17 protein-coding genes are annotated in these 23,081 nt (G+C 41.8%); 6 read left to right on the forward strand and 11 right to left on the reverse strand.

Translation table 11 applies throughout. The features are described from left to right. The first annotated feature begins 96 nt into the window (after window positions 1–96). The 3 genes from cobJ to ACL6C3_RS03135 all read left to right on the forward strand — a co-directional run bounded on the left by cobJ (window position 97) and on the right by ACL6C3_RS03135 (window position 7,130). Window positions 97–1,971 carry a precorrin-3B C(17)-methyltransferase gene (gene cobJ, locus ACL6C3_RS03125; protein ID WP_413165255.1) on the forward strand — a complete coding sequence of 625 codons (1,875 nt, stop codon included), beginning with the start codon at window positions 97–99 and terminating at the stop codon, window positions 1,969–1,971. Window positions 1,972–2,120: 149 nt separating this feature from the next. Next, the gene (locus ACL6C3_RS03130; RefSeq protein WP_413165257.1) at window positions 2,121–5,174 is read left to right on the forward strand and encodes a GAF domain-containing protein; all 3,054 of its coding nucleotides are present in this window, start codon (window positions 2,121–2,123) and stop codon (window positions 5,172–5,174) included. A gap of 222 nt (window positions 5,175–5,396) precedes the next feature. Beyond that, window positions 5,397–7,130: an EAL domain-containing protein gene (locus tag ACL6C3_RS03135; RefSeq protein ID WP_413165259.1), complete on the forward strand. Its 1,734-nt coding sequence runs from the start codon at window positions 5,397–5,399 to the stop codon at window positions 7,128–7,130. Between the two features lie 91 nt (window positions 7,131–7,221). Here ACL6C3_RS03135 and ACL6C3_RS03140 read toward each other — a convergent pair whose 3' ends face one another. After that, the gene (locus ACL6C3_RS03140) at window positions 7,222–7,575 is read right to left on the reverse strand and encodes a phage holin family protein (protein WP_413165261.1); all 354 of its coding nucleotides are present in this window, start codon (window positions 7,573–7,575) and stop codon (window positions 7,222–7,224) included. 118 nt (window positions 7,576–7,693) lie between these two features. Here ACL6C3_RS03140 and ACL6C3_RS03145 point away from each other — a divergent pair, with 118 nt between their 5' ends. After that, window positions 7,694–8,182 (forward strand): pentapeptide repeat-containing protein, encoded by a 489-nt coding sequence (locus ACL6C3_RS03145; protein WP_413165262.1) that lies wholly within the window; start codon window positions 7,694–7,696, stop codon window positions 8,180–8,182. Here the strand turns inward: ACL6C3_RS03145 and ACL6C3_RS03150 are convergent. The 10 genes from ACL6C3_RS03150 to ACL6C3_RS03195 all read right to left on the reverse strand — a co-directional run bounded on the left by ACL6C3_RS03150 (window position 8,179) and on the right by ACL6C3_RS03195 (window position 19,128). Further along, window positions 8,179–9,306 (reverse strand): glycosyltransferase family 4 protein, encoded by a 1,128-nt coding sequence (locus tag ACL6C3_RS03150; protein WP_413165264.1) that lies wholly within the window; start codon window positions 9,304–9,306, stop codon window positions 8,179–8,181. The two genes, ACL6C3_RS03145 and ACL6C3_RS03150, sit on opposite strands and share 4 nt — an antisense overlap. 32 nt (window positions 9,307–9,338) lie before the next feature. Continuing rightward, on the reverse strand, window positions 9,339–10,505 hold the full coding sequence (locus tag ACL6C3_RS03155; RefSeq protein WP_413165266.1) for a glycosyltransferase family 4 protein: 1,167 nt from the start codon (window positions 10,503–10,505) through the stop codon (window positions 9,339–9,341). A 41-nt stretch (window positions 10,506–10,546) separates the two neighbouring features. Continuing rightward, on the reverse strand, window positions 10,547–11,818 hold the full coding sequence (locus ACL6C3_RS03160) for a glycosyltransferase (protein WP_413165268.1): 1,272 nt from the start codon (window positions 11,816–11,818) through the stop codon (window positions 10,547–10,549). A gap of 42 nt (window positions 11,819–11,860) precedes the next feature. Then, window positions 11,861–12,775, reverse strand: a complete 915-nt coding sequence (locus tag ACL6C3_RS03165) for a glycosyltransferase family 2 protein (protein WP_413165270.1) — start codon at window positions 12,773–12,775, stop codon at window positions 11,861–11,863. A 14-nt stretch (window positions 12,776–12,789) separates the two neighbouring features. Further along, the gene (locus tag ACL6C3_RS03170) at window positions 12,790–13,518 is read right to left on the reverse strand and encodes a glycosyltransferase (RefSeq protein ID WP_413165272.1); all 729 of its coding nucleotides are present in this window, start codon (window positions 13,516–13,518) and stop codon (window positions 12,790–12,792) included. Continuing rightward, complete coding sequence (locus ACL6C3_RS03175; RefSeq protein ID WP_413165274.1) at window positions 13,448–14,038, reverse strand: glycosyltransferase; 591 nt, start codon at window positions 14,036–14,038, stop codon at window positions 13,448–13,450. The genes ACL6C3_RS03170 and ACL6C3_RS03175 overlap by 71 nt, the downstream gene beginning before the upstream one ends. Before the next feature lie 29 nt (window positions 14,039–14,067). Next, window positions 14,068–15,198 carry a hypothetical protein gene (locus tag ACL6C3_RS03180; RefSeq protein ID WP_413165276.1) on the reverse strand — a complete coding sequence of 377 codons (1,131 nt, stop codon included), beginning with the start codon at window positions 15,196–15,198 and terminating at the stop codon, window positions 14,068–14,070. Window positions 15,199–15,217: 19 nt separating this feature from the next. Further along, window positions 15,218–16,054, reverse strand: coding sequence for a sulfotransferase (locus ACL6C3_RS03185; RefSeq protein ID WP_413165278.1), 837 nt, complete (start codon window positions 16,052–16,054; stop codon window positions 15,218–15,220). Between the two features lie 4 nt (window positions 16,055–16,058). Beyond that, entirely contained in the window at window positions 16,059–17,597 is a 1,539-nt protein-coding gene (locus ACL6C3_RS03190; RefSeq protein ID WP_413165280.1) for a lipopolysaccharide biosynthesis protein, read from the reverse strand. Window positions 17,598–17,775: 178 nt separating this feature from the next. Then, window positions 17,776–19,128, reverse strand: a complete 1,353-nt coding sequence (locus tag ACL6C3_RS03195; RefSeq protein WP_413165282.1) for an O-antigen ligase family protein — start codon at window positions 19,126–19,128, stop codon at window positions 17,776–17,778. A gap of 105 nt (window positions 19,129–19,233) precedes the next feature. Between ACL6C3_RS03195 and ACL6C3_RS03200 the strand changes: the two genes are divergently transcribed. Together ACL6C3_RS03200 and ACL6C3_RS03205 are read left to right on the forward strand one after the other, a co-directional pair. Further along, window positions 19,234–20,712: an SLBB domain-containing protein gene (locus ACL6C3_RS03200; RefSeq protein WP_413165283.1), complete on the forward strand. Its 1,479-nt coding sequence runs from the start codon at window positions 19,234–19,236 to the stop codon at window positions 20,710–20,712. Window positions 20,713–20,787: 75 nt separating this feature from the next. Further along, window positions 20,788–23,019 carry a GumC family protein gene (locus tag ACL6C3_RS03205; protein ID WP_413165284.1) on the forward strand — a complete coding sequence of 744 codons (2,232 nt, stop codon included), beginning with the start codon at window positions 20,788–20,790 and terminating at the stop codon, window positions 23,017–23,019. Window positions 23,020–23,081: the final 62 nt, after the last annotated feature.

Raw genomic sequence — 23,081 nt, forward strand, 5'->3', positions numbered from 1 at the left:
ATGAAGCTGACCCAAATCTGCAATCAAAAATCCTCAATTACAACTTATAATTAAGATCAATATAATAACTGAATCCCGCATCAATTCTCAAATTCGATGAGTCTATCACAACTGATTGCATTTAAGCCCATTGCGGCGATCGCCACAACCCCCAACGCCTGCCAACAACTGCAACCTTTGTGTCAGACTGGCGATGTGACGCTGTACGTCCCCCCCGCTTTGGGCGACATCCCCCATACTGAAATTTATTCCGAGTCTCTGCGAGAATTTTTAGCCGAACAGTGGTCCAGTCACCGGGCGATTATTTTCTGTCTGGCTTTGGGAGCGGTTGTCCGGCTGATTTCCCCTTTATTACAGCACAAATCCAGCGATCCGGCTGTGATTGTGGTTGACGAAACCGGTCAATTTGTGATCAGCGTTTGTAGCGGTCATATTGGCGGCGCCGACCAACTCGCCCAACTGGTGGCCCGTCAACTGGGAGCAACCCCCATTTTAACCGGGTCGGCCAACGCCGACCAACTCCCCGGAATTGATATTTTGGGCGTGCCGTTTGGCTGGAAACGGGGAACCGGAGACTGGACGGGGGTGAGTGCGGCCATTGCCCGACAACAAACGGTGGAAGTTTTACAGTCAGCGGGTTCTACCCTCTGGCAACAGCATCTTCCCGAAAATCATCCTTTTAATTTTACCTCGGTTGCCGCTCCCCAAGCGAAAATTTGGATTGGTCCCAAACAGCAACAATTCTCAACGGAAATTTCCACAGACCGTTTACCGCAAGTTCAGTGGCATCCCCGAGTCCTGTGGGTGGGCGTCGGCTGCGAACGCAATACCCCCAAAGCATTGATTGAAAGGGCGATTTTAGAGGTTTTACAGGCTCATCAACTGGCAGAAGAAGCGGTTGCCGGCATTGCCACCCTTGACCTGAAAGCCGATGAAAGCGGATTGGTGGCGCTTTGTCAAGAGCGGAATTGGCCGTTACGCACCTTTGGGGCGGAAGTTTTGGGTCGGGTAACGGTGCCGACCCCTTCTGAGGTGGTTCGTCAGGAGGTGGGGACGCCCAGTGTTGCCGAAGCCGCAGCCCTCCAAGCCGCAGGGGTTCAAGAGTTATTGGTTTCTAAACAGATTTATCGTTTTCCTCAACTCCAACCCTCGGAAGCGGAAAGAATCGGTCAGGCGGTGACGGTGGCCATTGCCCAAGCCGAGCGAGAATATACGGGTCGAGACGGACAATTACTGCTCGTCGGTACCGGTCCGGGCCAACTCAATCAAATGACTCCGGCCGCCCAAACCGCAGTGACTCAGGCGGATGTGGTGATTGGCTATTCGCTGTATTTGGACTTGATTCGGCCCCTATTGCGTCCGGGCCAAATTGTCGAGTCCTACCCCATTACCCAGGAACGTCAGCGGGCGGAACGGGCGATTTTCTTGGCCGAATGGGGGTTAACGGTGGCGGTGGTGTCTTCGGGGGACTGCGGCATTTACGGCATGGCGGGGCTGGTGTTTGAGGAGCTTCGCGCCCGGGGTTGGCAGGGGAAAACCCCCGCAGTGCAGGTGTTTCCGGGGATTAGCGCCTTGCAAGCTGCGGCTTCTCGGGTGGGGGCGCCGTTGATGCACGATTTTTGTGCCATTAGTTTGAGCGATTTGTTGACGCCTTGGGAGGTGATTGAAAAGCGGTTAAAAGCGGCAGCAATGGCCGATTTTGTATGTGCGTTGTACAATCCGCGATCGCGAACTCGTACAGAACAATTGTATCACGCTCGGGCGATTTTTTTACAGTTTCGTTCTCCTCAAACTCCCGTTGCTCTGGTGCGTTCGGCCTATCGAGAAGATGAACAAATTACGTTAACCACGTTAGAGAAATTAACCGAAGTTGATGTGGATATGTTAACCACCGTTTTGATCGGAAATGAAAGTACAACTTTTCACCAGAATTGGATGATTACACCGAGGGGATATTTGGGGTTTACTTAGAAAGTTGATTCTCATAAATTTGTTGACTCTTCACGACCCGTGAGTTAAAGTTGATAGATAATCAGTTAAAGCGGTGCATAATGAGCTTAAATAGTCTTGACTCGGTTTTGAACCGCAGATCAAAATATTAAAGCCGACGAGCGACTCCCATGGCAGAAAATAACCTTGTGTCTGACGACGTTCCGGCTTTGGAACAGATTCTCAACGAATCTCCGCCAATTGTCGCCCCGGAAACCCCCGTAGCAGATGTTATCAGATTGATGAACTCATCCCGAAGCACTCGGGAAACCGATTGTGTTTTGGTGGTTGAAGCCGGGGAATTGGTCGGAATTTTTACCGCAGGGGATGCGGTCCGATGCGCCGCCGATGGGAATCTAAAAAACATTCCGATTAAAATGGCGATGACCACAGGGGTAATTGCCCTAAATGAGAGGGAATATCGCGATATTTTTCAAGTCTTCTCGCTCCTGAACCGCCATGAAATTCGCCACCTTCCCGTCGTGAACGGGCGGGGAAAACTGCGGGGTTTAATTAGCCAAAGCAGCCTGCTGAAATCTTTCGATCCCGTCGCGTTGTACAATCGGGTTCAAAATTTACAGCAAAAAAACTCCCGGTTAAAGTTAGAAAAGCGGGAAATATTAGCACGGCAAACTCCAAACTTAGAAGCAGAAATTCAAATAAAAATAGCCGTATTGGAGCAACAAATCGAGTCCGATCGCATCTTTAGCCAGATCGCTTATAACATTCGGAACTCCCTCAACTTGGGCGAAATTTTGAACACCACCGTCACCGAAATTCAACAGTTGCTCGGGGTCGATCGCGTGGTAATTTATCGCTTTAATCCCGACTGGAGCGGGGTGATTGTTGCCGAGTCCGTCGTCGCCGGGTGGCGGTCAATTTTGGGCGAATTTATTGACGATCCTTGCTTTGAACGCGACTGGGTTGAACCCTATTGCAAGGGTCGAGTTCGGGCGGTTCCCGATGTGTATGCGGCGATGTCCCCCTGCCACGTTGAGCTACTCGAAAGCCTACAAGTTCGCGCTAAAATTGTGGTTCCGCTCGTACTGAATATCTCCGAAAATTCATCCTCTCAACCCCATTTGTGGGGGTTGCTCATCGTCCACAACTGCGGCGGACCCCGCCAGTGGTGGGAGCATGAAATTGAATTGTTGGAAAAATTGGCCCTGCAAATTGCGATCGCCATTCAACAATCCGAACTTTATCACCAATTGGAAGTTTTGGTGACGAAACGAACCCTTAAATTGACCGAAACCAACCGCCAATTATGCCAAGAAATTCAAGAGCGGAGCCGGGTTGAAAGCGCCCTCATAAAAAGCAACGATATTTTGCAGGCGATCGGCGAAGCCCAATCCCAATTTATCGCCGATCCCGATCCGAGCATTTTATTTGATATTCTCCTCGAAAATCTTTTGAATCTGACCGCAAGCGAATACGGTTTTATTGGCGAGATTCTTTACACCGAAGGGGGAGAACCTTACCTGGATGCAAGCCGGCTCAAAATCAAAGGCAAACCCCATCAGAAAACTCGCGCACTTGCCAACAGTTTAGCCCGGGAAAAAAGCCGCGATTTATCTCAAGAAAGTCTCGAAAGAAACCGAGAATTTAACAATTTCAAAAGCCTCTGGGAAGCGGTGAGGGTAACGGGAAAACCCGTGATTGCTAACGGCACAGAAAATCGCCTCAAAACCGAAGAAAATCCGGGGGAAAATCCCGCCTTGAATGCTTTTTTGGGGATTCCATTTTACGGGGCCGATCAAAAATTGGTGGGAATGGTTGGAGTTGCCAACTGTCTCAAGGGTTACGACCAAGGGTTAATTGAATATTTGCAGCCCTTTTTGGCAACCTGCGCCAATATTATAGAAGCCCACCGCAATAATTGTCGCCGCCAAGAAGCCGAAAAAGGGTTGCGAAAAAGCGAAGTCAGATCCCGCCTGTTTACCGACATCACCCTCAAGATTCGCCAATCTTTGCAACTCGACGACATTTTACAAACGACGGTGACAGAAATTCAGAAAATTTTAGAGGTTGAACGGGTATTAATTTATCAAGTCTTTGCCAGCGGTACCGGTCGGGTTGTTTTCGAGGAAGTTCAGCCGGGATGGACTTCGATTTTGAACGTTGATTTTCCCGAAGATGTTTTTCCCCTCGAGTATCAGAAAACCTATTACAACGGACGGGCAAAAGCCGTTTGCGATGTCACAGAAGCTTACGGAAAACTGACGCCCTGCATGGTTGATTTTTGCCGACAATGGCAGATCAGGGCGAAGTTAATTGTGCCGATATTGCAGGAAAATCATCTCTGGGGATTTATGATCGCCCACCAGTGTTCACAGCCCAGAAATTGGAGGCCGTTTGCCATTGAACTGCTCGAACAAATTGCCATTCAAGTGGGGATCGCCCTCGCCCAAGCCGAACGCCTCAAACGAGAAAAAGAACTCGGCGAACTCAAGTCGCGTTTTATTTCAATAGCGTCTCACGAATTTCGTACCCCTTTAACTTGGATTGCATCTTCGGCTGGAATTTTAGAAGATTACGGCGATCGCCTCGCCCCGGAAAAAACCCAAAAACACCTCTGTCGGATTCAATCTTCGGTTCAATACATGACCGAATTGCTGAACGACGTGCTGATTATCAGTCGGGCGGAAGCTCACCGCTTAGAATGCAATCCCGAGCCGCTAGAACTGATCGATTTGTGTTTGGATTTGGTCGAAGAAGTGCAAAGTTTGAGCGGCAAACATCGGGTTTTGTTTAGGGGTTTTGATGCCCAATTTCCCGAAAAGGAAATCAAAACTGTTTCCGCTTATCTGGATGAAAAACTACTGCGTCAAATGCTGACCAACCTGTTGAGTAACGCCATCAAATACTCGCCGTCAGCCGAGTTGGTTCGCTTCGATCTGGCGGTTAAAGATGAGGAAATTCTCTTCACAATTCAAGATTACGGCATCGGAATTCCCCCGGAAGATCAAGGGAGATTATTTGAATCTTTTCACCGGGCTAAGAATGTGGGGAGCGTTTCCGGGACGGGTTTGGGATTGGCGATCGTCAAGAACTGCGTTCAACTTCTGGGGGGGGAACTGAGCTTTAACAGTCAGCTTGGAGAAGGCACAACCTTTGAAGTCAAGCTTCCCCGAATTTTTCCGGGAAAAAAAGCAGAATACCCGTCAAATTTTCCCCCTAAATAGAATCGGCAAAACTTCTCAATCCGGGGGGAAATATTGCCAGATTTCCCGTTTATTTAAGGCTTTTGACCGGGGTATAAACTCCGGAAATTATCCCCGGATAGAACCACCATGCCTTAAAAAAGTTACGAAAAAAAAATCTAAGTTCAACCCAAAATAACGGCCTTATTCAACTATAATATTAATGGATTGGCGATCTGAAGACTCAACAATCGGAGGTTAACAATGGTGACAATTTTGGTGATCGAAGACGACCGACAGGTGCAAGAAAATATTAAAGAAATTCTAGAACTCGAGGATTTCGATCTGCTGTTGGCTGAAAATGGTCGCCAAGGAATTAAAAAGGCGAAACAATTCTTACCCGATTTGATCGTTTGCGATGTAATGATGCCTCAGATGGATGGATTTGAAGTTTTATCAAGTTTACAATCCATAGAAGTAACGAGTAATATTCCTTTCATTTTTTTAACTGCAAAAGCCGATCGCAATGACTTACGCCAAGGAATGGAATTGGGAGCGGATGATTATTTGACCAAACCTTTTACACCCAAAGAATTGCTGAAGGCTATTAGAATTCGCCTTGATAAAAAAGAAAAAAATGCGCGGCAGTACACCGAAAAAATTAAAACCATTTCAGAAAAACTCGGCCGCAAAGTCTACTTGGATCGGGTCACCAATTTACCCAATAGACTCTCACTCAGAGAACAATTTAACCGGAGAGTCGCCGAAAGCCAAGCCCAAATCACCGAGGGAAAAATATTACCCGTCTTATGTGTAAGCTTAGATCGTTTCAATCAAATTCAAATCAACCTGGGATATAATTGCACCGACCATTTACTCAAGGCATTTGCTGAACGACTCAAAAACAGTTTAGATTCAAAAGTGGGTCTGGCTTATCTCGGTGCCAATGAATTTGCAATTATTTTACCTGTTGTTGAGTATAAGGCATCAGTTATCGATCTGGCCAAGCACATTAAAAGTCAGCTAAGTCAGCCGTTTATAATCAATAAAAAAGAAATTTTTGTTACCGCTAGTATTGGAATTAGTCTCTACGATAAAGACGGGAAGGACATTGAGCAGCTTCTTCAGGAAGCCAAGAAAGCCACCCATAGAGTTCAGGAAAATGGCGGAAATGACTGTGAATTTTACAGTTGGGTTCTTGATGTCGATACTGACCGAAAACAGACGTTAGAAAGAGATCTTCGCCATGCCATTGAGCGGGGAGAACTGTCAGTTCACTATCAACCTCAAGTGAACATAAACACGGGAAAGATCGTGGGCTGCGAAGCTTTTGCTCGCTGGTCACACCCTACTTATAATATGGTTTCACCCGATGTTTTTATTTCAATTGCTGAAGAAATTGGTTTAATTGATGAAATCGGAGAATGGGTTTTAGAACGGGCTTGCAAAGATCTCAAACAGTGGCAGGCTTTGGGATTTACAGATCTGAAAATTGCTGTTAATATTTCGGCCCGTCAGTTAAGTAAAGCCAATTTTCGCCAAAAAGCAATTAATATTTTGTTGGCTCACGATATTTTGCCCAAATTTTTGGAGTTTGAATTAACCGAGGGTTATTTTATTGAAAATGTTTTCATGGCAAAACATAGAATTCAAGCTTTAAAGTCTTTAGATATTGGGATTTCGATTGATGATTTTGGCACGGGTTATTCTTCGTTAAAATCATTGGAAAACATCCCTTTTGATAGTTTAAAAATAGATCGATCTTTCATTTCTAATCTTGACAGTAATTTCAGCAATTCTGCGATGACAAGCAATTTAATTAAAATTGCACATAGTCTGGGTTTAAAAGTCGTTGCCGAAGGGGTAGAAACAGTGGGAGAACTTAACTTTTTAAAACGGCATCAATGCGATGAAATTCAAGGCTTTATATTCAGTCCACCTCTTCCGGCTTCGGAACTGACGAATTTACTCAGGGAAGGAAAATGCTTAAAATTTTAGGAATCATCCCGATAAATTCCTGAAAAAATCTAGATTGAAAAAGAATAAGTCGGGTGTGAGGAGAGTTTTGAGTCGAACAAACCAAAAAGATTTAAACTTCCTGGCTGCGATCGAAGACTTTACCAATCAAGCCCGAAACTAAGGATAAAACAATCGAACCGAATAACGCCGGAAAAAATCCATTCACTGTAAATCCGGGTGTAAAATACCCCACGACTGACAGAGAAATGGCGTTAATCACCAGTAAAAATAAACCCAAGGTGAGCAATGTTAAGGGAAGGGTAAATAAAATTAAAATCGGTTTAACAATCGCATTGACCAACCCCATAACCACGACCCCAATTGCTGCGGCTTGCCAAGTGGCTATGGTTAAGCCCGGTACGATATAAGCGGTAATCCACAGGGAAATAGCTGCAAGTAGCCAAGTTAGAAAGAAATTCAGCATAGCAAAGCTTAACTCTATCAGTACCTTATAATTTTAGCAAATTCACCGTTTTTCGGGTTCTGTATCCGGGAATCGCTATGCTGGAATGAGAGATTCTATTTCAATAGGAGATTTGAGGATGATTCGAGGGTTTATTACTTTTTTGGCGATGCTGTTGTTCTTTTGTTGGCCAATGACGGCGCTGGCGGAGGACAATCCGGCGGGTTTGTTTTTTAATCATAGTCTCTTACAAGGACGGGATTTTTCTAATCAATCTCTCCCTGCGGCTGAGTTTGCCAATTCAAATTTAGAGTCTGCTAACTTTGACAATTCTCAGTTAGTGGGATCGGTTTTTAGCAAAGCAATTATGCAAAAGGTTAATATGCGGGGTGCAGATTTGACCTATGGAATGCTGGATCAAGTCGATTTTAGTGATGCTGATTTGAGTGATTCTATCTTTACAGAGGCTCTATTTTTTGGTTCGACTTTTAAGGATACAAAAATCGCCGGTGCAGATTTTACCGATGCTCTTTTGGATGGCGAACAGCTTCGACAATTGTGTGCAAGAGCGACGGGGGTGAACTCAAAAACCGGGGTTTCGACTCGATATTCTTTGGGTTGTCGTTAAGGTTCGAGCCAGGTTGAATAAAACTCTAAATATTGAGCCATAGCTGTTGATTTGGAGAAGCGAAACTCCTCAGTTATAAGTTGGGGGCGAGGCTGTTTTAAGGCGGTAACAATCGCTTGAGAGAGATGATTAACCGGATTATTATCTAAGTTAAAGTAAAAACAGTCAGACTCCCCAACTTCTCGAAAAATAGAGATATCAGAACAAACAACCCGACAGGAAAAATAGAGGGCTTCTGCGAGCGGCAAACAAAAACCTTCGGTTGAGGAAGGAGAAACCACTAATTGACAATTTTGATAGAGCCAGCACAACTGTTGATCGTCAATAGATGAGGTTAAAAAAACTCGATTAGCCAGTGATTTTTTATGAATGAGTGCGATTAAATTGCCAGTTTCAGGACCCGGACTTCCCACCAAAATCAGTTGAGTTGACGGCTCGATATCATTCTGTTTAAGGAGTTTATCGTAAGCTTGAATGAGTAAATCTAAGTTTTTGTTTTTTCGATGTTGAGCCACACTCAAAATAAAGGGTGTGTTTTTTAGGTCAAGCTGATTTGGGAATTGAGGCTGAGTTTTTTCAAAGTCAACATAGTTATAAACTACACGACTTTTGCCCTTGGCATAAACTTTTGGAAAATAGTATTTAAGTCGGTTTAAAGTATCTTGAGAAACGCAAACAATTCCATCGCTGTTGACGACCGCCATATAGGTAAACAGTTGATTAAATAAATAATTGGGAAATCCAAAGTTCTCCGGTTTTTCGTAGGGGTAAAAGTCGTGAATCGTAGAAACAATTGGGACTGAAAATAAAGGGTTTACAAAAGGAATTGGAAAGGAAAAATGAGCGATATCGGGCTTGAGTTTATTGACCAATTGAGGCAGTTTAAACATAAACCAAAAGTTCCGTTTTAAAGAACTATTTTTGATGTTAATTTCTAAAAGTTTAATTTTCTCAGAATTAAGCTGAAAATCTTCTTCAAAATACCGTCTTTGCCAACTTCCTAAAACAAATGTAATCTGTTCAACTTGTTCGGAAGCCGCCAAACATTTGGCTAAATTAGCCGCACCCCGACAAAGACCCGTTGGTTGAGTAAAGCGACTTAATGCTGAAATGAATACGTGCATAAAATTACCTGTTATTAAGAATAACTGTCTTTTTAATTGAGTTTTTGATCGAAAACAAAGGAAACAATTTGAGCAACAACTTCGGCTGCTTTTTGGGGGGTATATTCAGAAATAAACTCCACTGATTTTTTCCCCATTGTTTCAGTAAGATTGGGATGATTGGTGATAAAATCCCTCATGGCTACTGCTAAATCTTCCGGTTGATTGGGATCGAAAACATAGCCATTTTCTCCCTCTCGAACCAGTTCATAAGCACCCGCCCATTTAGAACACAAAACCGGTTTACCAAAAGCCATCGCTTCGGAAACCACCACCGCCCAAACATCTTCTAAAGTCGGTAAAACAAAAACATCGGATTGCTGAAAATAGGTTCCTAATTGATTATATTTGACTTGACCCACCCACTGCACAATTTGTTCTAATCCGGCTTCTTGACTGTAAGTTTTGAGTTCTTCTTTTTGTTCTCCGTCCCCAACCATCAGCAAAGTATAATTTTGATAGCCTTGTTTTTTCAATAGAATACAAGCATCCAGTAAATTCTTGACTCCTTTTCGGGGGATTACTTGACCAACAAACAAAAAAATAGGAGATTTTAATTGCAGTTGAGTTAACTTTTTATCATAATTTTCACATAACGTCTGAATATCTGCCACTTGATAAGGTTGTATAAAAATACAGCTTTCTTTAACGTTTAAATGATTAACCAGATAGGATTTACCCCCCCGATTATTCGTGAGAAAAGCATCGGTAAAGCGAGACATCAGACGGCGAGAATAAAGCCGAACCTTGGAGTTAACAGCATCGACTGTCGGAGAACTTCCATCATAAAAAATGACAACTTTCCAGTTGCCTACCGGCTTAAATAATAGGGCTAAAAGTGTCCAGATGGAAAAATAACTGCTAAAAACTACATCGGGTTTAAATTTTAGCAAATCTAAAATAATAGCAGGGGAAGCATAAATAAAGCTTGAAGTGTATCCGGTTTCAGAATGTTTTTCACTCAAAATTTGCTGACTTTCCCCAACAATTTTGACCGTGAAACTATCTTGAAATCGTTTTAAAAAACCTGACCAATATCCGGTAAACAGAACCATTTGCGGAAAGAGATTGGTAACTTCTTTAAAAAAAGGTTGCCAATAGTATCCGCCTTTGACTGAAGGAATGAGCCATGCTAATCGAATTTCTTCTCTAGTTTTCATGTTCGGATGCCCTCCACTTAAACGCTTAAAAAGGTTTTAATTTAGAGATTGTTAAAAATAGTTTGAGCAAATTTTTCGGTGGAATTTTCCTCTGCAAATTGTTTCATTTGGGTTTGATCGCACAAAACACTTTCGGGTTCTAAAAGAAAACGAGTTAAACCTTTAGAAATTTCAGTCGGAATCGTAGAATCAACCGCCAAACCCAAACCGTAGCGTTTAACTATTTCTCCCATTAAGCCATAGTTTGAACTCAAAACCGGCTTTTGAGTGGCTGCGGCTAAGACTAGGGTTCCACTCATGCCAATATGTTTTTGATGGGGAGATAAAATTACATCGGATAAATGAAAGTAGCCGTGAACTTCTAATTCCGATATAAACTCAAAATGAGTGACAATTTGGACGGGTTTTGACTCTGATATTGCTGCAATTTTTGCCTTGACTAATTCGCGATCGCTATCTACAATTTTTCCCACTAAAAGCAAGCACAATTTTTCACAAAGAGAATCCGGTAACAATGCAATAGCATCTAAAAGTTGATAAATTCCCCGACGTTCGCCTATACTTCCCAGTAATAAAAATATTTTTCGACCCGATTCTACAGGGAGGTTTTCTTTCAGTTTTTCTAAGTTTAATTCCGAATCACGATAATGTTTGACGGGATCGGGCATATAGACGGATTTCTGACAGTTCCAGCTTTGATTGATGGCGTTAACTGCAAAAGGATCGAGAAAAAATAAGCTTTTCAAATACGGATTTTTTACAACCTGAGAGAAAACAAATTTTTCTCGAAAATGTTGAATTTTCTCTTTCCAAGTCGGTTGATAATTGGGAAAAAGAGTATAATGAAATGAAGTTCTGTAGCAAATCCCTGAAACGGCACAAGAAAAATTTAAACGTTGAAAAATGAGCGGGATTAAATAGCGATCCGCAATCATCATCAAGCAATGATTGACAGCCAAAGACTGGGCGTATCGATGCAAGAGTCGCAACTCCTGAAAATCTCGACTAAAACGATTAAATTTAGAGGAAGTTGGTTTTAAAATTGCTTCTTCTGGCTTAACAACAACAAATTCGATCTTTTTAGATTCGTCGTCGCTTGCTGCTAAATTAACTACATCTTGATGCAGATGAATAAACTCCTCTAAGACGAGAATATAAAGTGTTCCGGGAAGCTTTTGGGCTTGCCAATATTCTATTAAATATTGAAGATAGTTGGCATAGTGTCCATCGGTTACGAGATTAAATAACAAAACTTTTGGGAAAGCGTGACTTGGTTGAGATTTTGAGAATTCAGAAGATATTGTACCGGACATAAGCTCGATTTTGAATGTAAATTTTTTCAATTAAAAAGGAAGTTAAGAAGAAATAATTCGTTTTAATTTGTGTCGAAGTTTAGCCAAAAAACTGCGTGTATAGCGATGATCTTGAGTAATTTGATCCGCTTGCTTATCTTCGATAATTTCTGGAGGATGTTTTAACGGAAACTGCATCGCTTCTATTTCCATATTGGCAAAAGGTATATTTTCAGCTTGGGCGATAGTATTGGATGAATCTGTCAAGCTAAAACCCAGATTGGAAACTAAATTAACATTCGGTCTAATTCCCAAACCCTCCTCCACCCAACAGGATAATAACCAGCGATAAAACCAACTGTTAATTTTTCCCTCATAAGTATCTTGAAACTCTTGCTTCCAAAACTTAACTGCTCGTTTATGGGGTAACTTTTGAGTTAGAAATTCGCCATCTCGTAACTCGGGCCAGTGCTTCATTTCAAAATCAAAATATTGCCACGCTCGTCGCCAAGTTGCCCACCCCCAACAGTCGTGAAAACCTGAGTAATAGTAGCTGTATTCAGTCTGTTTCTGTCCAAATTGAAAGTTTGTTCCCGCAATTGACATCACTCGTTCTTCTTGCTGATAATAGTCTAAAAGTTCTTCACAGTACCGAAAAAACGTCGGATGAGCTAGACAATCATCTTCTAAAATAATTGCTGATTCGACTTGATCAAAAACCCAATTTAAACCGCTAGAAACACGCTTGGCACAGCCTAAATTAACATCAGAATAGTTGGTTAATACCTGACAATTCCAGTCAACACCCTCAATAACTGCGCGAGTTTGTTCACATTTTTGAGCTTCATTGGCTCTGTCCGGGCGGGGGCCATCAGCAATTACAAATAACATTGGCGGTTGGGCTTGACGAATGACCTCAAAGACTTTTGCGGTTAATTCAGGACGGTTGAAAATTAGAAACACAATAGGAGTTTTCATGGTTTTTCTAAAAATTAATGGTTTGACGGTTCAGATGATTTTAATAAGTTTTCATAGATTTTTACCAACCGATCATTGAGTAGATTGATATCGTAGTTCTCCTCAACAAATGCCCGACCTACTCGCCCCATCTCCGGCCATTTTTCGGGATTTGTTATTAAATAACTTATCCTTTCTACCAAGGCTTTCACATCGGTTTCTGGAACTAAAAAGCCCGATTTTCCGTCTAAAACCCCGTCGGGAATTCCGTTATGAATTGTTGATAAAACAGGTAAACCCATAGCTTGAGCTTCTTGTAACACTAAACCCTGACCTTCTTTGTCTCCATCTTGGGCTGTCACGCTCGAAAGAATGAAAAGATGAGAGTCCACATAAAGCTGACGAACCTCTTCTTGAGTCATCCATCCCAAAAGTTTAATTTTTTCAGAAACACCCAATTCTCTAATCAGTTCTTCAAGAGAATTCCGTAAAACTCCATCACCAACAATGCGATAAATTAAGTTAGGATATTGTTTTAAAACTTCAGCAACCGCTCGAATTGAATATTCGATTCCTTTTTTCTCAACCAATCGAGCTACAGTAATAATTTTTATGGGTTCATTGGCTTCTAGATAACGAGCTTTAAACTGATAAAGTGATAAATTTAATCCCATCGGCAATTTAACAATTTTATCAGCCGGACATCCTAAAGCAATCGCTCGTTCGGCCCGTAAAATTTGAATTGACTGTAAATTTTTCGCCAAATTGAAACAGTTTTTTATACGTTCCTCCACCTGAATACCAAACAGGTGAGTTAACATCTGCACCATGAAATGAAGTAATTAATCGTCCTTTTATTGCTCCTATTTTTCTTAAATTAACACCTTTTTGACCCCACTGACCAAAGTGAGAATGAATAATATCATAGGGCTGTTTTCCAAGCGTTGGAATCGCCGCATAAAGTAATCGCAAGGAATAGGCTTCTTTTTGGTATTCAAATACATTTAATGAACGCAACAAAACCATTGGATTTTGTGGAAAATATTGTAGGAATAGTCCTAAACCTTTAAATAAAACTTTTGTGTGAGGATAACTCCAACTCGGTCGATAATAAGTCCGATCCCGCAATTGATATTTTTCTACATCGCCGTGAAATTTATCTAGATCGGGAGAATCGGCATAAATATCAACCTGATGACCCCGGTCAATTAAACCTGTAATTTGATTGAGAATAAAAGTTTCTGATAATAAAGGAAATGTTCCGACTAAAAAGGCAATTCTCATATTTTTACTCCAGACTTAATCATAATCGATTATTTGATCAGATGATCTTTTCCGATGACTTTTAGAAACCGAGTAGCTGTGGGAACAGGACTATAATGTTCAATTGCCCACCTTCGCCCCGCAGTGGAAACTTCGGCTAAAATTTGTGTGTCTTCGATGAGACGTTGAATCGTTTCTTTGACGTTTTTTAAATCAATGCCGATATAGTGTTTCCAGTTGATAGGCATTACGGGTAATACAAAGTTATTCCCATCAAAATCCACATGAAAAGTTGCACATCCAGCCCCTAAAGACTCCCAAAATCTCCAACTATCCCACTGTACAATGATTCGGAGTCTAGAATCGATTTTAGAAATCATTTTTCCGTCTAATATATGATTTAAGATTCGACTCATTAAATGTTTGGGGTTTTGGGGAAAAGCGGGAACAAAGACTCCCCCAAAAGCTGCACAAGCAACTGATGATTTTAGGCGTTGATAATAAGAACGATAATGCCGCCTTCCGCTTTGGCTCCATTGTAGATAATCTTCTGCACAGAAAGAACCTGGATTCGCACTATCAATGGTTTCGTCTAAAGGTAATATTTTGTTAATATCATTTTTAAGTAAGAGAGTTTTAACTGTATCTCGCAGAGAATGTTCCACTCTAAAATTGTAGAGTAATGTTTGGTTTCTCTCCTGAAAATCGGGTTGGTCTTTGGTCGCTTCAATAATCCGATTAGATAATCCAAAAGCCCAAGGATAAAAGTTGTTAGGATATTTTATTTTTCGATTATAATGACATTTAAAGATATAGTCAAATTTTCTAAATTCATCGCGAAAAGATGGGGTTCTCAACCCATCTGAATCATCCAAGTATATTGTTATATATTTTCGTTTGGGATGAAAAAAATTTTCAGGAAAAGGATGACCATAGTCAAACCAACGACCACTAATAACGGCAACCTGACAATCATCTGCTCTAATTTCAGGGTGATGACAAACGAGGTAGCTATCCTCTATAACTGATGTTTTCCAATAGTTAATATTTCCGTAAAACGGAATTCCTAATTGTTGCAGACCTTCCGCTAAACAGATAATAGAATGTTGATAGGCGGCTTGTTCTGGAGAAGCTGGAGAAAGGCAGTAGAAGAAGATTTTTTCTTTATTTTGGGAGTACATTTTCGTTTTAATCCTCAAATCAATAATTTAATTTTTTCATGTTATTATTACAAATCGATTCAATTTTACTTAGGTTTTCTGTTCCAAAAAAATCTGTCCATTTGACCTTACGATCTCCTCGGCTTTGAAACTGAATATTGACTTGATCGGAGATATCATTGCTCGGCTTTAATTCTAACTCTTGAGCCAGTGTTTTGATTTGACCAACCTTGTTTTTTAGAAAATCTTCATAACGAATTAGAATCATTCTGTCCGCGTGATTATCATAAAGATCTGCCATATAATTCCAACGATGAGCCATCCTTTCAATATAGTTTTCTCCCGGCAGATTTAACCCCTGACTCTCTATAATTAACCGCCAAGTTGGACTCATACTTTCCCAGTGTTTGGTGTTAAGTTGGGGAAGGTTTCCCGGAAGCTGTAAACGGTTGAGAATACTTCGGAGATTATCTCGGGGATCGCGAACCACAAACACCACCTGAGATTCGGGAAAATATTCTAATAAATTATCATACAGCAGGGTCAAATTAGGTTCTTTAACAATCTCTCTCGAAAAGTCTAATTTATTTAAACGAACAAATTCTTCAAAAGATAATTTTCCTTGAATGACTTGATGATGTAAGGGGTGATCAATCTCCTTGTATAAATCAATAGTGACCGATAAATTGGTTAGCTTTCCTAATAAAGCAGCAATCACCGAAGTCCCCGATTTTTGATTTCCTAAAACTATAATAGGATGGGGATTTATTTTCGCCCTTTGGGTTTTAATTTCTCGCTCAATGTAGTCCCGAAGTTCTCGAACTTTTGAGTATAAGGGTTGAATCGGAGGGGGAATAAACTGATGGAATTTAGCCATGATTTTAAACCGCTTTTTTGCGTTGAAATCCTAACTCTTTAAACAGTTGCGTAATCTCTCGCATTTTTTGGAAACCCCGAGGTAAAATGCACCAGCAAAACAGATAAAATAGAGTATATAATCCGAAGTCAAGCAAGATTTCTAGAAATGGATTGATACTCACAATCACAGCTTGACGGGTTATCCAAAATAATCCACCAGCACCCAGAGAAGCAATCGTTGGCCTCCACAAAATTTCTAGCAAATATTCAGGTGTTAGTGGCGTAGATTTGAAGCAATAAATAATATTGGGATAACGCAAGCCGCAGAAGGTAATACTCGCCGCGATCGCCACTCCCAATGCACCCCAACGCACCCCAATTAGAAATCCAATTACCGTAATGATTGAAGAAAAAACATTCCAATGAAACTGACGATCCGCCCGACCTAAAGAGATAAATACCCAACCGGTCGCCACGTTAAAAGTGCTGATAAATGCTACGGGTGCGAGCGCTCTAAACAGAATAACCGCACCGCTCCATTGAGAACCGAGTAAGTTGATAATCAACCGATCGGCATCCACCGCCATATAAACGGTGATCGGCATTCCTAGCATTACCATTAATTCAACGGCTTTGCCATAATAAGATCGGTAGCGTTCCGGATCGGATTGTACACTACAAAGGCCGGGTAACGCAACAGTTGTTAAGGGAAAATTAATCTGTTGTAAGGGTAAAACCAACAGTTTATAGGCCTGGGCATAAAGTCCTAATTGATCCGCTCCCCAAAATTTTCCAATCAATAAATTATCGAGGTTGCGAGTAAAATAATTCACAACGGTAAAGCCCGTATTCCACCCGCCAAAAGCCAACATCGGCATCACTTCGGAGTCTAACTTTGGCTTTCCCGGACGCCAACCACAACTCACCCAAACCCCAATAAAATTAATAATGGGCATCGCGAGTTGCATCACCACTAATGCCCAATAACCCTTGCCCAAAATCGCCAAAATTAAACCGATTGCAATGCTAACCAGCATGGCGATTATATCTATAATTGCCAAGGCTGTTAAACGCATTTGTCGCTTCAACAATGCCTGATGTTGAACCGTTAATCCTCCAAAGATAAAACCGCTCGCCAGCGCCAATGTAATCGCCACCAAACGGGGTTCGCCGTAAAACCAACCAATCACCGGCGCCAACACCATTGTTAGCACCATTATCGCCGCACTAATGGCAACATTAATCCAAAATAGGGTACTCACTTGAGCGTGGGTAATTTGTTCCCGTTGCACCGTCGCCATTGACAAGCCCAAGTCCTTGAAAATGGAAATAAAGCCTGTAATAACTGTTACCATTCCAATTAAGCCATAGTCTTCGGGAGTTAAAAGACGAGCAATGACAACCAGCGACCCAAATTGCATGATTAGCTTGCTAATTTGAGCCATCATTGTGATTGCACCCCCCCGAATTGAACGCCTTCTGAGATCGGCTTTTAGGTGTTCGGTACGAAAAAAGCGTTCAGGATCGGTGCGAGCAGGAACTTTCGAGTCGGACTCCGGCACAGTTCTTTTATTCCGCTACTGTTGCTGTCAACACTATATCACGAAATTTGCTGTTGACTTGTTATTTTAACTTCCAGATAATAAATATTATAGGACTTTCCTGGAAAAGTTTGATTAAGTTATTTTACAAGAACAAACAATCCCGACAATCAAGACTCAGAAGATTGAAAATTCTATCCTAATCTTGAAGGTTATGCTCCCTTTTCAGTTCTTCCTGAATATGATTTAATTTGACCGTAAACAAAACGTAATAAAACCAGACAAAATTCACCTCAAGCAGTCGGCTTTCTGTAATATTCTGAAGCAACAAATAGCCCATAAAAATCGTCGGAATAAAAGATTCAAGGCTCTTACTTCTCGTTAACAGCATTGAACCCAAAAGCAGATTTCTGAAAAAGGAAATCACAAATAAAGATAATCCAACATAGCCCAAATCTAAACCCAGTTCAATAAATCCATTATGAGCATGAGGCGGTTTAAAACCAACGGGTGTGATAATATCTGCTGCGGGATTATCCACCCCCCGCCAAGGTTGCCAAAAATTGTGATATCCATAACCTAAAACGGGTCTTTGATTAATTGCATCAATCAACATCGGCCAGAATTCTGTACGTCCGGTCAGCGTCGGATCTTTATTTAAACTGCTCAGTAAAGCCACCCAATTTTCCGTAACTAAAATCATCGCGACAATTCCCAAAACTAAAAACAAAACAATTGCAGTAAACGCCTGTTGAAAGGTCAAACTTTTGAGAATCAGCAACAATCCAATCATCATTAACATTAACAAAGCTGTCACAAAAGAACCGGCAGAATTAGCCATCTGTAAAATCAAAAAAGAGAGAATAACAATTCCCCAAGACAGCCAAGGATATTTGGGTTTATTTAAACCGTTTATAGTCCAGAGTAAAATATTTAAAGCCATCATAATTCCCAGAAAATTGGGATGAATTGCCACCCCTTTCCATCCTTTTTCATGGAGTCCGATACTGGGTTGTGCTAAAGCATAAAACAAACTTAAAACCGCGACCAACGTGTAAGAAATTCGCATCATTAGGGCGATCTTTTGTAAACTGTATCGCCGACCAATATGAGCCGCCAAACTGCTGATAAATAAAATAATTAAAGTCGCCCGCAATGTTTTTTCAGTTTCATAAGCCCACAGCGTTGAACAGACAGCCATGACTAATAAACTGCCCAAAAAGGGATCTTTCGATAAAGACAGCGTATGCTCGATATATTGGCGATAATAAAGATGCAACAGAATAAAAGAAGAACCATAAAAAACAATCAGAATGACTCCGGTTGGCGAAGCCACCACAAATTCTGGATTTGCAAAGAAACTTAAATCAAACTTGTTAAACGGAAAAATCGTCAGTTTGGGAAACAAACAAAACAAAAAAATGGTAAATAAATCCCCCAGTAAAAAACCAAATTTTTTATTGCTTGCCAAATGAAAAGATAACAAAGCATAAACGATAAGAATTGCCAAAATCAAAGGTAAAAATAGAGGATCAAAAAGAATTTCTTTCATAAGATTAAGATTTGTGGGTTTAGAGGAAAAAGTGGGGGCTTTCAGAAAAACTTAGATTAAAATTTAAACCAGAGAGCATGATTAATTCTTTTCTATCTTAGCCCTATGGTTAGTTTTGTTCCTACTCCCACCCTCACCCGCACCATGACTAGCCTCTGTTTGGTGATACTCACAACAATGGGAAGTCATCTCAACGGCTTGGCTCAATCCTCATCACCTTCTAATAATAGAATTTCCCCCTCGGAGAATAATCAACCGTTTTTACAATCTCCCTATCTTTTAGGAACGGGTGATCAAATTTCCGTTGATATTTTTGACTCCGAAGATTTTAGTGGAGAAGCTCAAGTTCTCGCCGATGGAACATTACAATTACCCTACATTAAAAGATTGTACGTTCGAGGGATGACCTTAGAACAAGCCACCGAAATGATTAAAATCGAATATGCGGCTATTCTCAAACATCCCCTAATTACCGTTACCCTCACCCAACTTCGTCCGTTAGAAATCGGAATTTCAGGAGAAGTGCAACGTCCGGGATTTTATACTTTGAATTTATTTGACCCCGAGTCTCGTCTTCCCGAACTGCGTTATCCCACTTTAGCAGATGCGATACAAAAAGCCGGAGGGATAACCCTATCGGCCGATATCCGCCAAATACAGCTTCGCCGCCTGCAACCGGGAGGGGGAGAACAAATTATCCCCATCGATTTTTGGGAGTTTCTGCAAAACGGTAATCCTCGTGTTAATGTCACTTTACGGGATGGAGACACCATTATTATTCCCGCAACCACCAATTTTAATCAAGCCGAAATTCGTCAGGTTGCCAATAGTAATTTAGCCACCTCCCCCGATACCCCTCACAATGTTATCGTTGTCGGACAGGTGAACCGTCCGGGGAACTACGTCCTCGTCGGTGGGGATGCCAATACCGAACGTCCCGGAGGATACGCCACCGTTTCCTGGGCCATTCAACAGGCCGGCGGAATTACCGAAAAAGCCGATATCCGTCAAATTGAACTTCACCGCATCACCCAAGCCGGTACCCAACAAATTATACCCGTCAATTTATGGGAACTGTTGCAAACCGGCGACCTCAGCCATGACCCCTTCTTGCAGGATGGAGACACCATTATTATTCCCCAAGCAACCGCCGTTAATTTAGCCGAAATTACTCCCATCGCTCGCGCCAGTTTTTCCCCTGCTACAATTAAGGTGAGCGTAGTCGGAGAAATTGATAATCCCGGCGCCGGTACTATTGATGTCGCCCCGGATACCACGTTGAACCAAGCCCTACTGAAAGCAGGTGGATTCAATCCCAGAGCTAGTAAAAAGTCTGTGGATTTGATTCGCCTCAACCCCGATGGTACCATTTCTCAGCGAAGGATTGTTGTTGATCTTTCTGCTGGCCCCAACGAACAGACGAATCCTTTACTTCGCAACTCCGACATTATTGTTGTTGAACGTTCCGGTTTGGCGAGATTTTCCGACGCGACCAATTTACTTTTGACTCCGACGGGGAATTTATTCACTCAAACCTTATCTATTTTTAGAGTTTTGGAGGTGATTAATAATTGGGAAAGATAATGAATTTTTGAACATTATAGCTCGGATTTTAGCGAGTTTTAAATTTTAAATAACCGGGTATAAATACAGCAAAAAATGGATACCGAACGAGATTTTCAACGATTTTCAGTTCAAAACTACGGCAAGCTTAATCCCGATGCAAATCCCGGGTTTTCGGGGGGCGCATCAGAAGAAGATGAAGAACGATTAGATATCGGTTGGGTTTTTGCTGTCTTTCGGCGAAGATTGCCAATTATTATTTTAGTTATTGCTACCTTGTCCGGGGGGTTGGGGAGTTTAATTGTTTGGAAATCTCGGCAGGTTATCCCCAAATATCAGGGGGGATTTCAACTGTTAATTGAACCCGTAACGGTAGAAGGTCAATTTGCTCAAAAATACTTATCCGCCCAAATTGGAGGGGTAGATATTAATCGAATTCAAGTTGAGAATAGCTTGGTTGATTATGAAAGTTTGATTCGGGTTTTGAAAAGTCCGAGTTTGATGGAACCGGTTCTCGAAACCATCCAAAATCGCTATCCCGGGCTGAGTCGCCGTTCCTTAATGGAAAACTTAGAAATTGTTCGCATTATGTATGAAAAAGATGCGAAAGAAGAAGGAACAAAATTGGTTAGAGTTACTTATCAAGATGCCGATCCGGAAAAAATACAGTTTGTTTTGGAGCAACTCTCTACCGCTTATTTGAATTATAGTTTACAAGAACGTTTAACCAGTATTAAGCAGGGAATTCAGTTTATCGATCAACAGTTGCCCAGTTTAGAAGCGCGATTTGATGAGATACAGAAACAAATCCAAACCTTTCGCCAAGAAGCTAATATCATCAATCCCGAAAATAAAGATCGAGAACTGGCAATTGCCGCCCGAAACCTGCAAGAACAACTGACGACAACTCAATCTGAACTTGCCCAAAATCGAGTTTTGTCTGAAGTTCTCCAAGGACAATTTGACCAGGGAAACTATGCGGAAATTTTGGGACAAAATGCCGAATCTTATTCTTGGTTAATTCGGCAATATTACGATAGCGAAGCGGAGATTATTCAAGAATCAAAGCGGCTTCGCGAAGATAGTCTTCCCATGCAACTCTTACGAGAAAAACAACAACAAATGCAATCGCTTCTGCAACAAGAAGCCCAAAAAGTTTTAGAGAGTAGTCGGGGAGAAGTTCAAGCCTTAGAAGCCCGAGTTAATGTCTTGCAACAGGCACAAAATCAACTCAATCAACGAATACAAGAACTCCCCGCTTTAGCCAACCGAGAAGCCGAATTACAACAACAACTCAAAGTCGCTTCAGAAACTTTAACCGAATTCCTGGAAAAACGAGAAGCCCTCGGAATTGACGCCGCCCAACAAGAAATTCCCTGGCATCTCGTCGCACCGCCTTCAGTCGCGATGGATGACGAAGGAGTACCCATCTCAGTTACCGTTAATAATACAAAACGTCAACTGGCGATCGCTGTCGTTTTAAGTACCTTACTCGGGATAGGTTTTGGTTTTATTGTAGACGTATTAATTACCGTCTTCCACACCCCCGACGAAATTAAATCCACCACAAAATTACCCATACTCGGCGTAATTCCCCTCTCCAAAAAACTCAAAAAAGTCGCCAAACAACAAACGAAAACCTTTATCCCCATCGGTTCAGTCACCAGTTTAACCCCAGTTCGCGATTCTCGTTCATCCCTTAAAAATGGGCGAGTCTATCAATACCATACCCGTTCGGCCGTTTCCGAAGCCTTTCGATCGCTTTATGCTAATATTTGTTTGCTCACCTCTAGCCAATCCTTACGCAGTTTAACCATTAGTTCTGCCACCTTGGGAGATGGTAAATCAACCGTTGCCATACATCTGGCTCAAACTGCGGCTTTTATGGGTCAGCGTGTGCTGTTGGTTGATGCAGATTTACGCAACCCTCAAATTCATCAAAAACTCGGTTTACCCAATCTCAGAGGCTTTCGAGATGCCATTACCAGCGATCTCAGTTTAAACGATGCCATTCAGCGATCGCCCCAAGATGAGAACTTATTCGTCCTCACCGCCGGACAAATTCCCCCCGATCCCGTACAAGTCCTCTCCTCCAAAAAAAGACAATATTTAATGGAGCAATTTCGAGCCTTTTTCGATCTGGTTATTTACGACACTCCCGCCGTTACCGGGTTAGCCGATACCAGTTTAATCGCCGCTCACACCGATGGAATTATTTTAGTCGTTGGCATCAAAAAAACCAACCGTTCTAGCCTGTTAAAATCTCTCGAAGAACTCAACCTCAGCAATTCTGTTTTGGGCTTAGTCGCCAACCGCATGAGAAGATAATTTACAGATGGGGAGGTGGGGAGACAGTGAACAGTGAACAGTGAACAGTGACCCTCCGGGAA

It is taken from the genome of Capilliphycus salinus ALCB114379, assembly GCF_047276495.1.
GTDB lineage: Bacteria > Cyanobacteriota > Cyanobacteriia > Cyanobacteriales > Microcoleaceae > Capilliphycus > Capilliphycus salinus.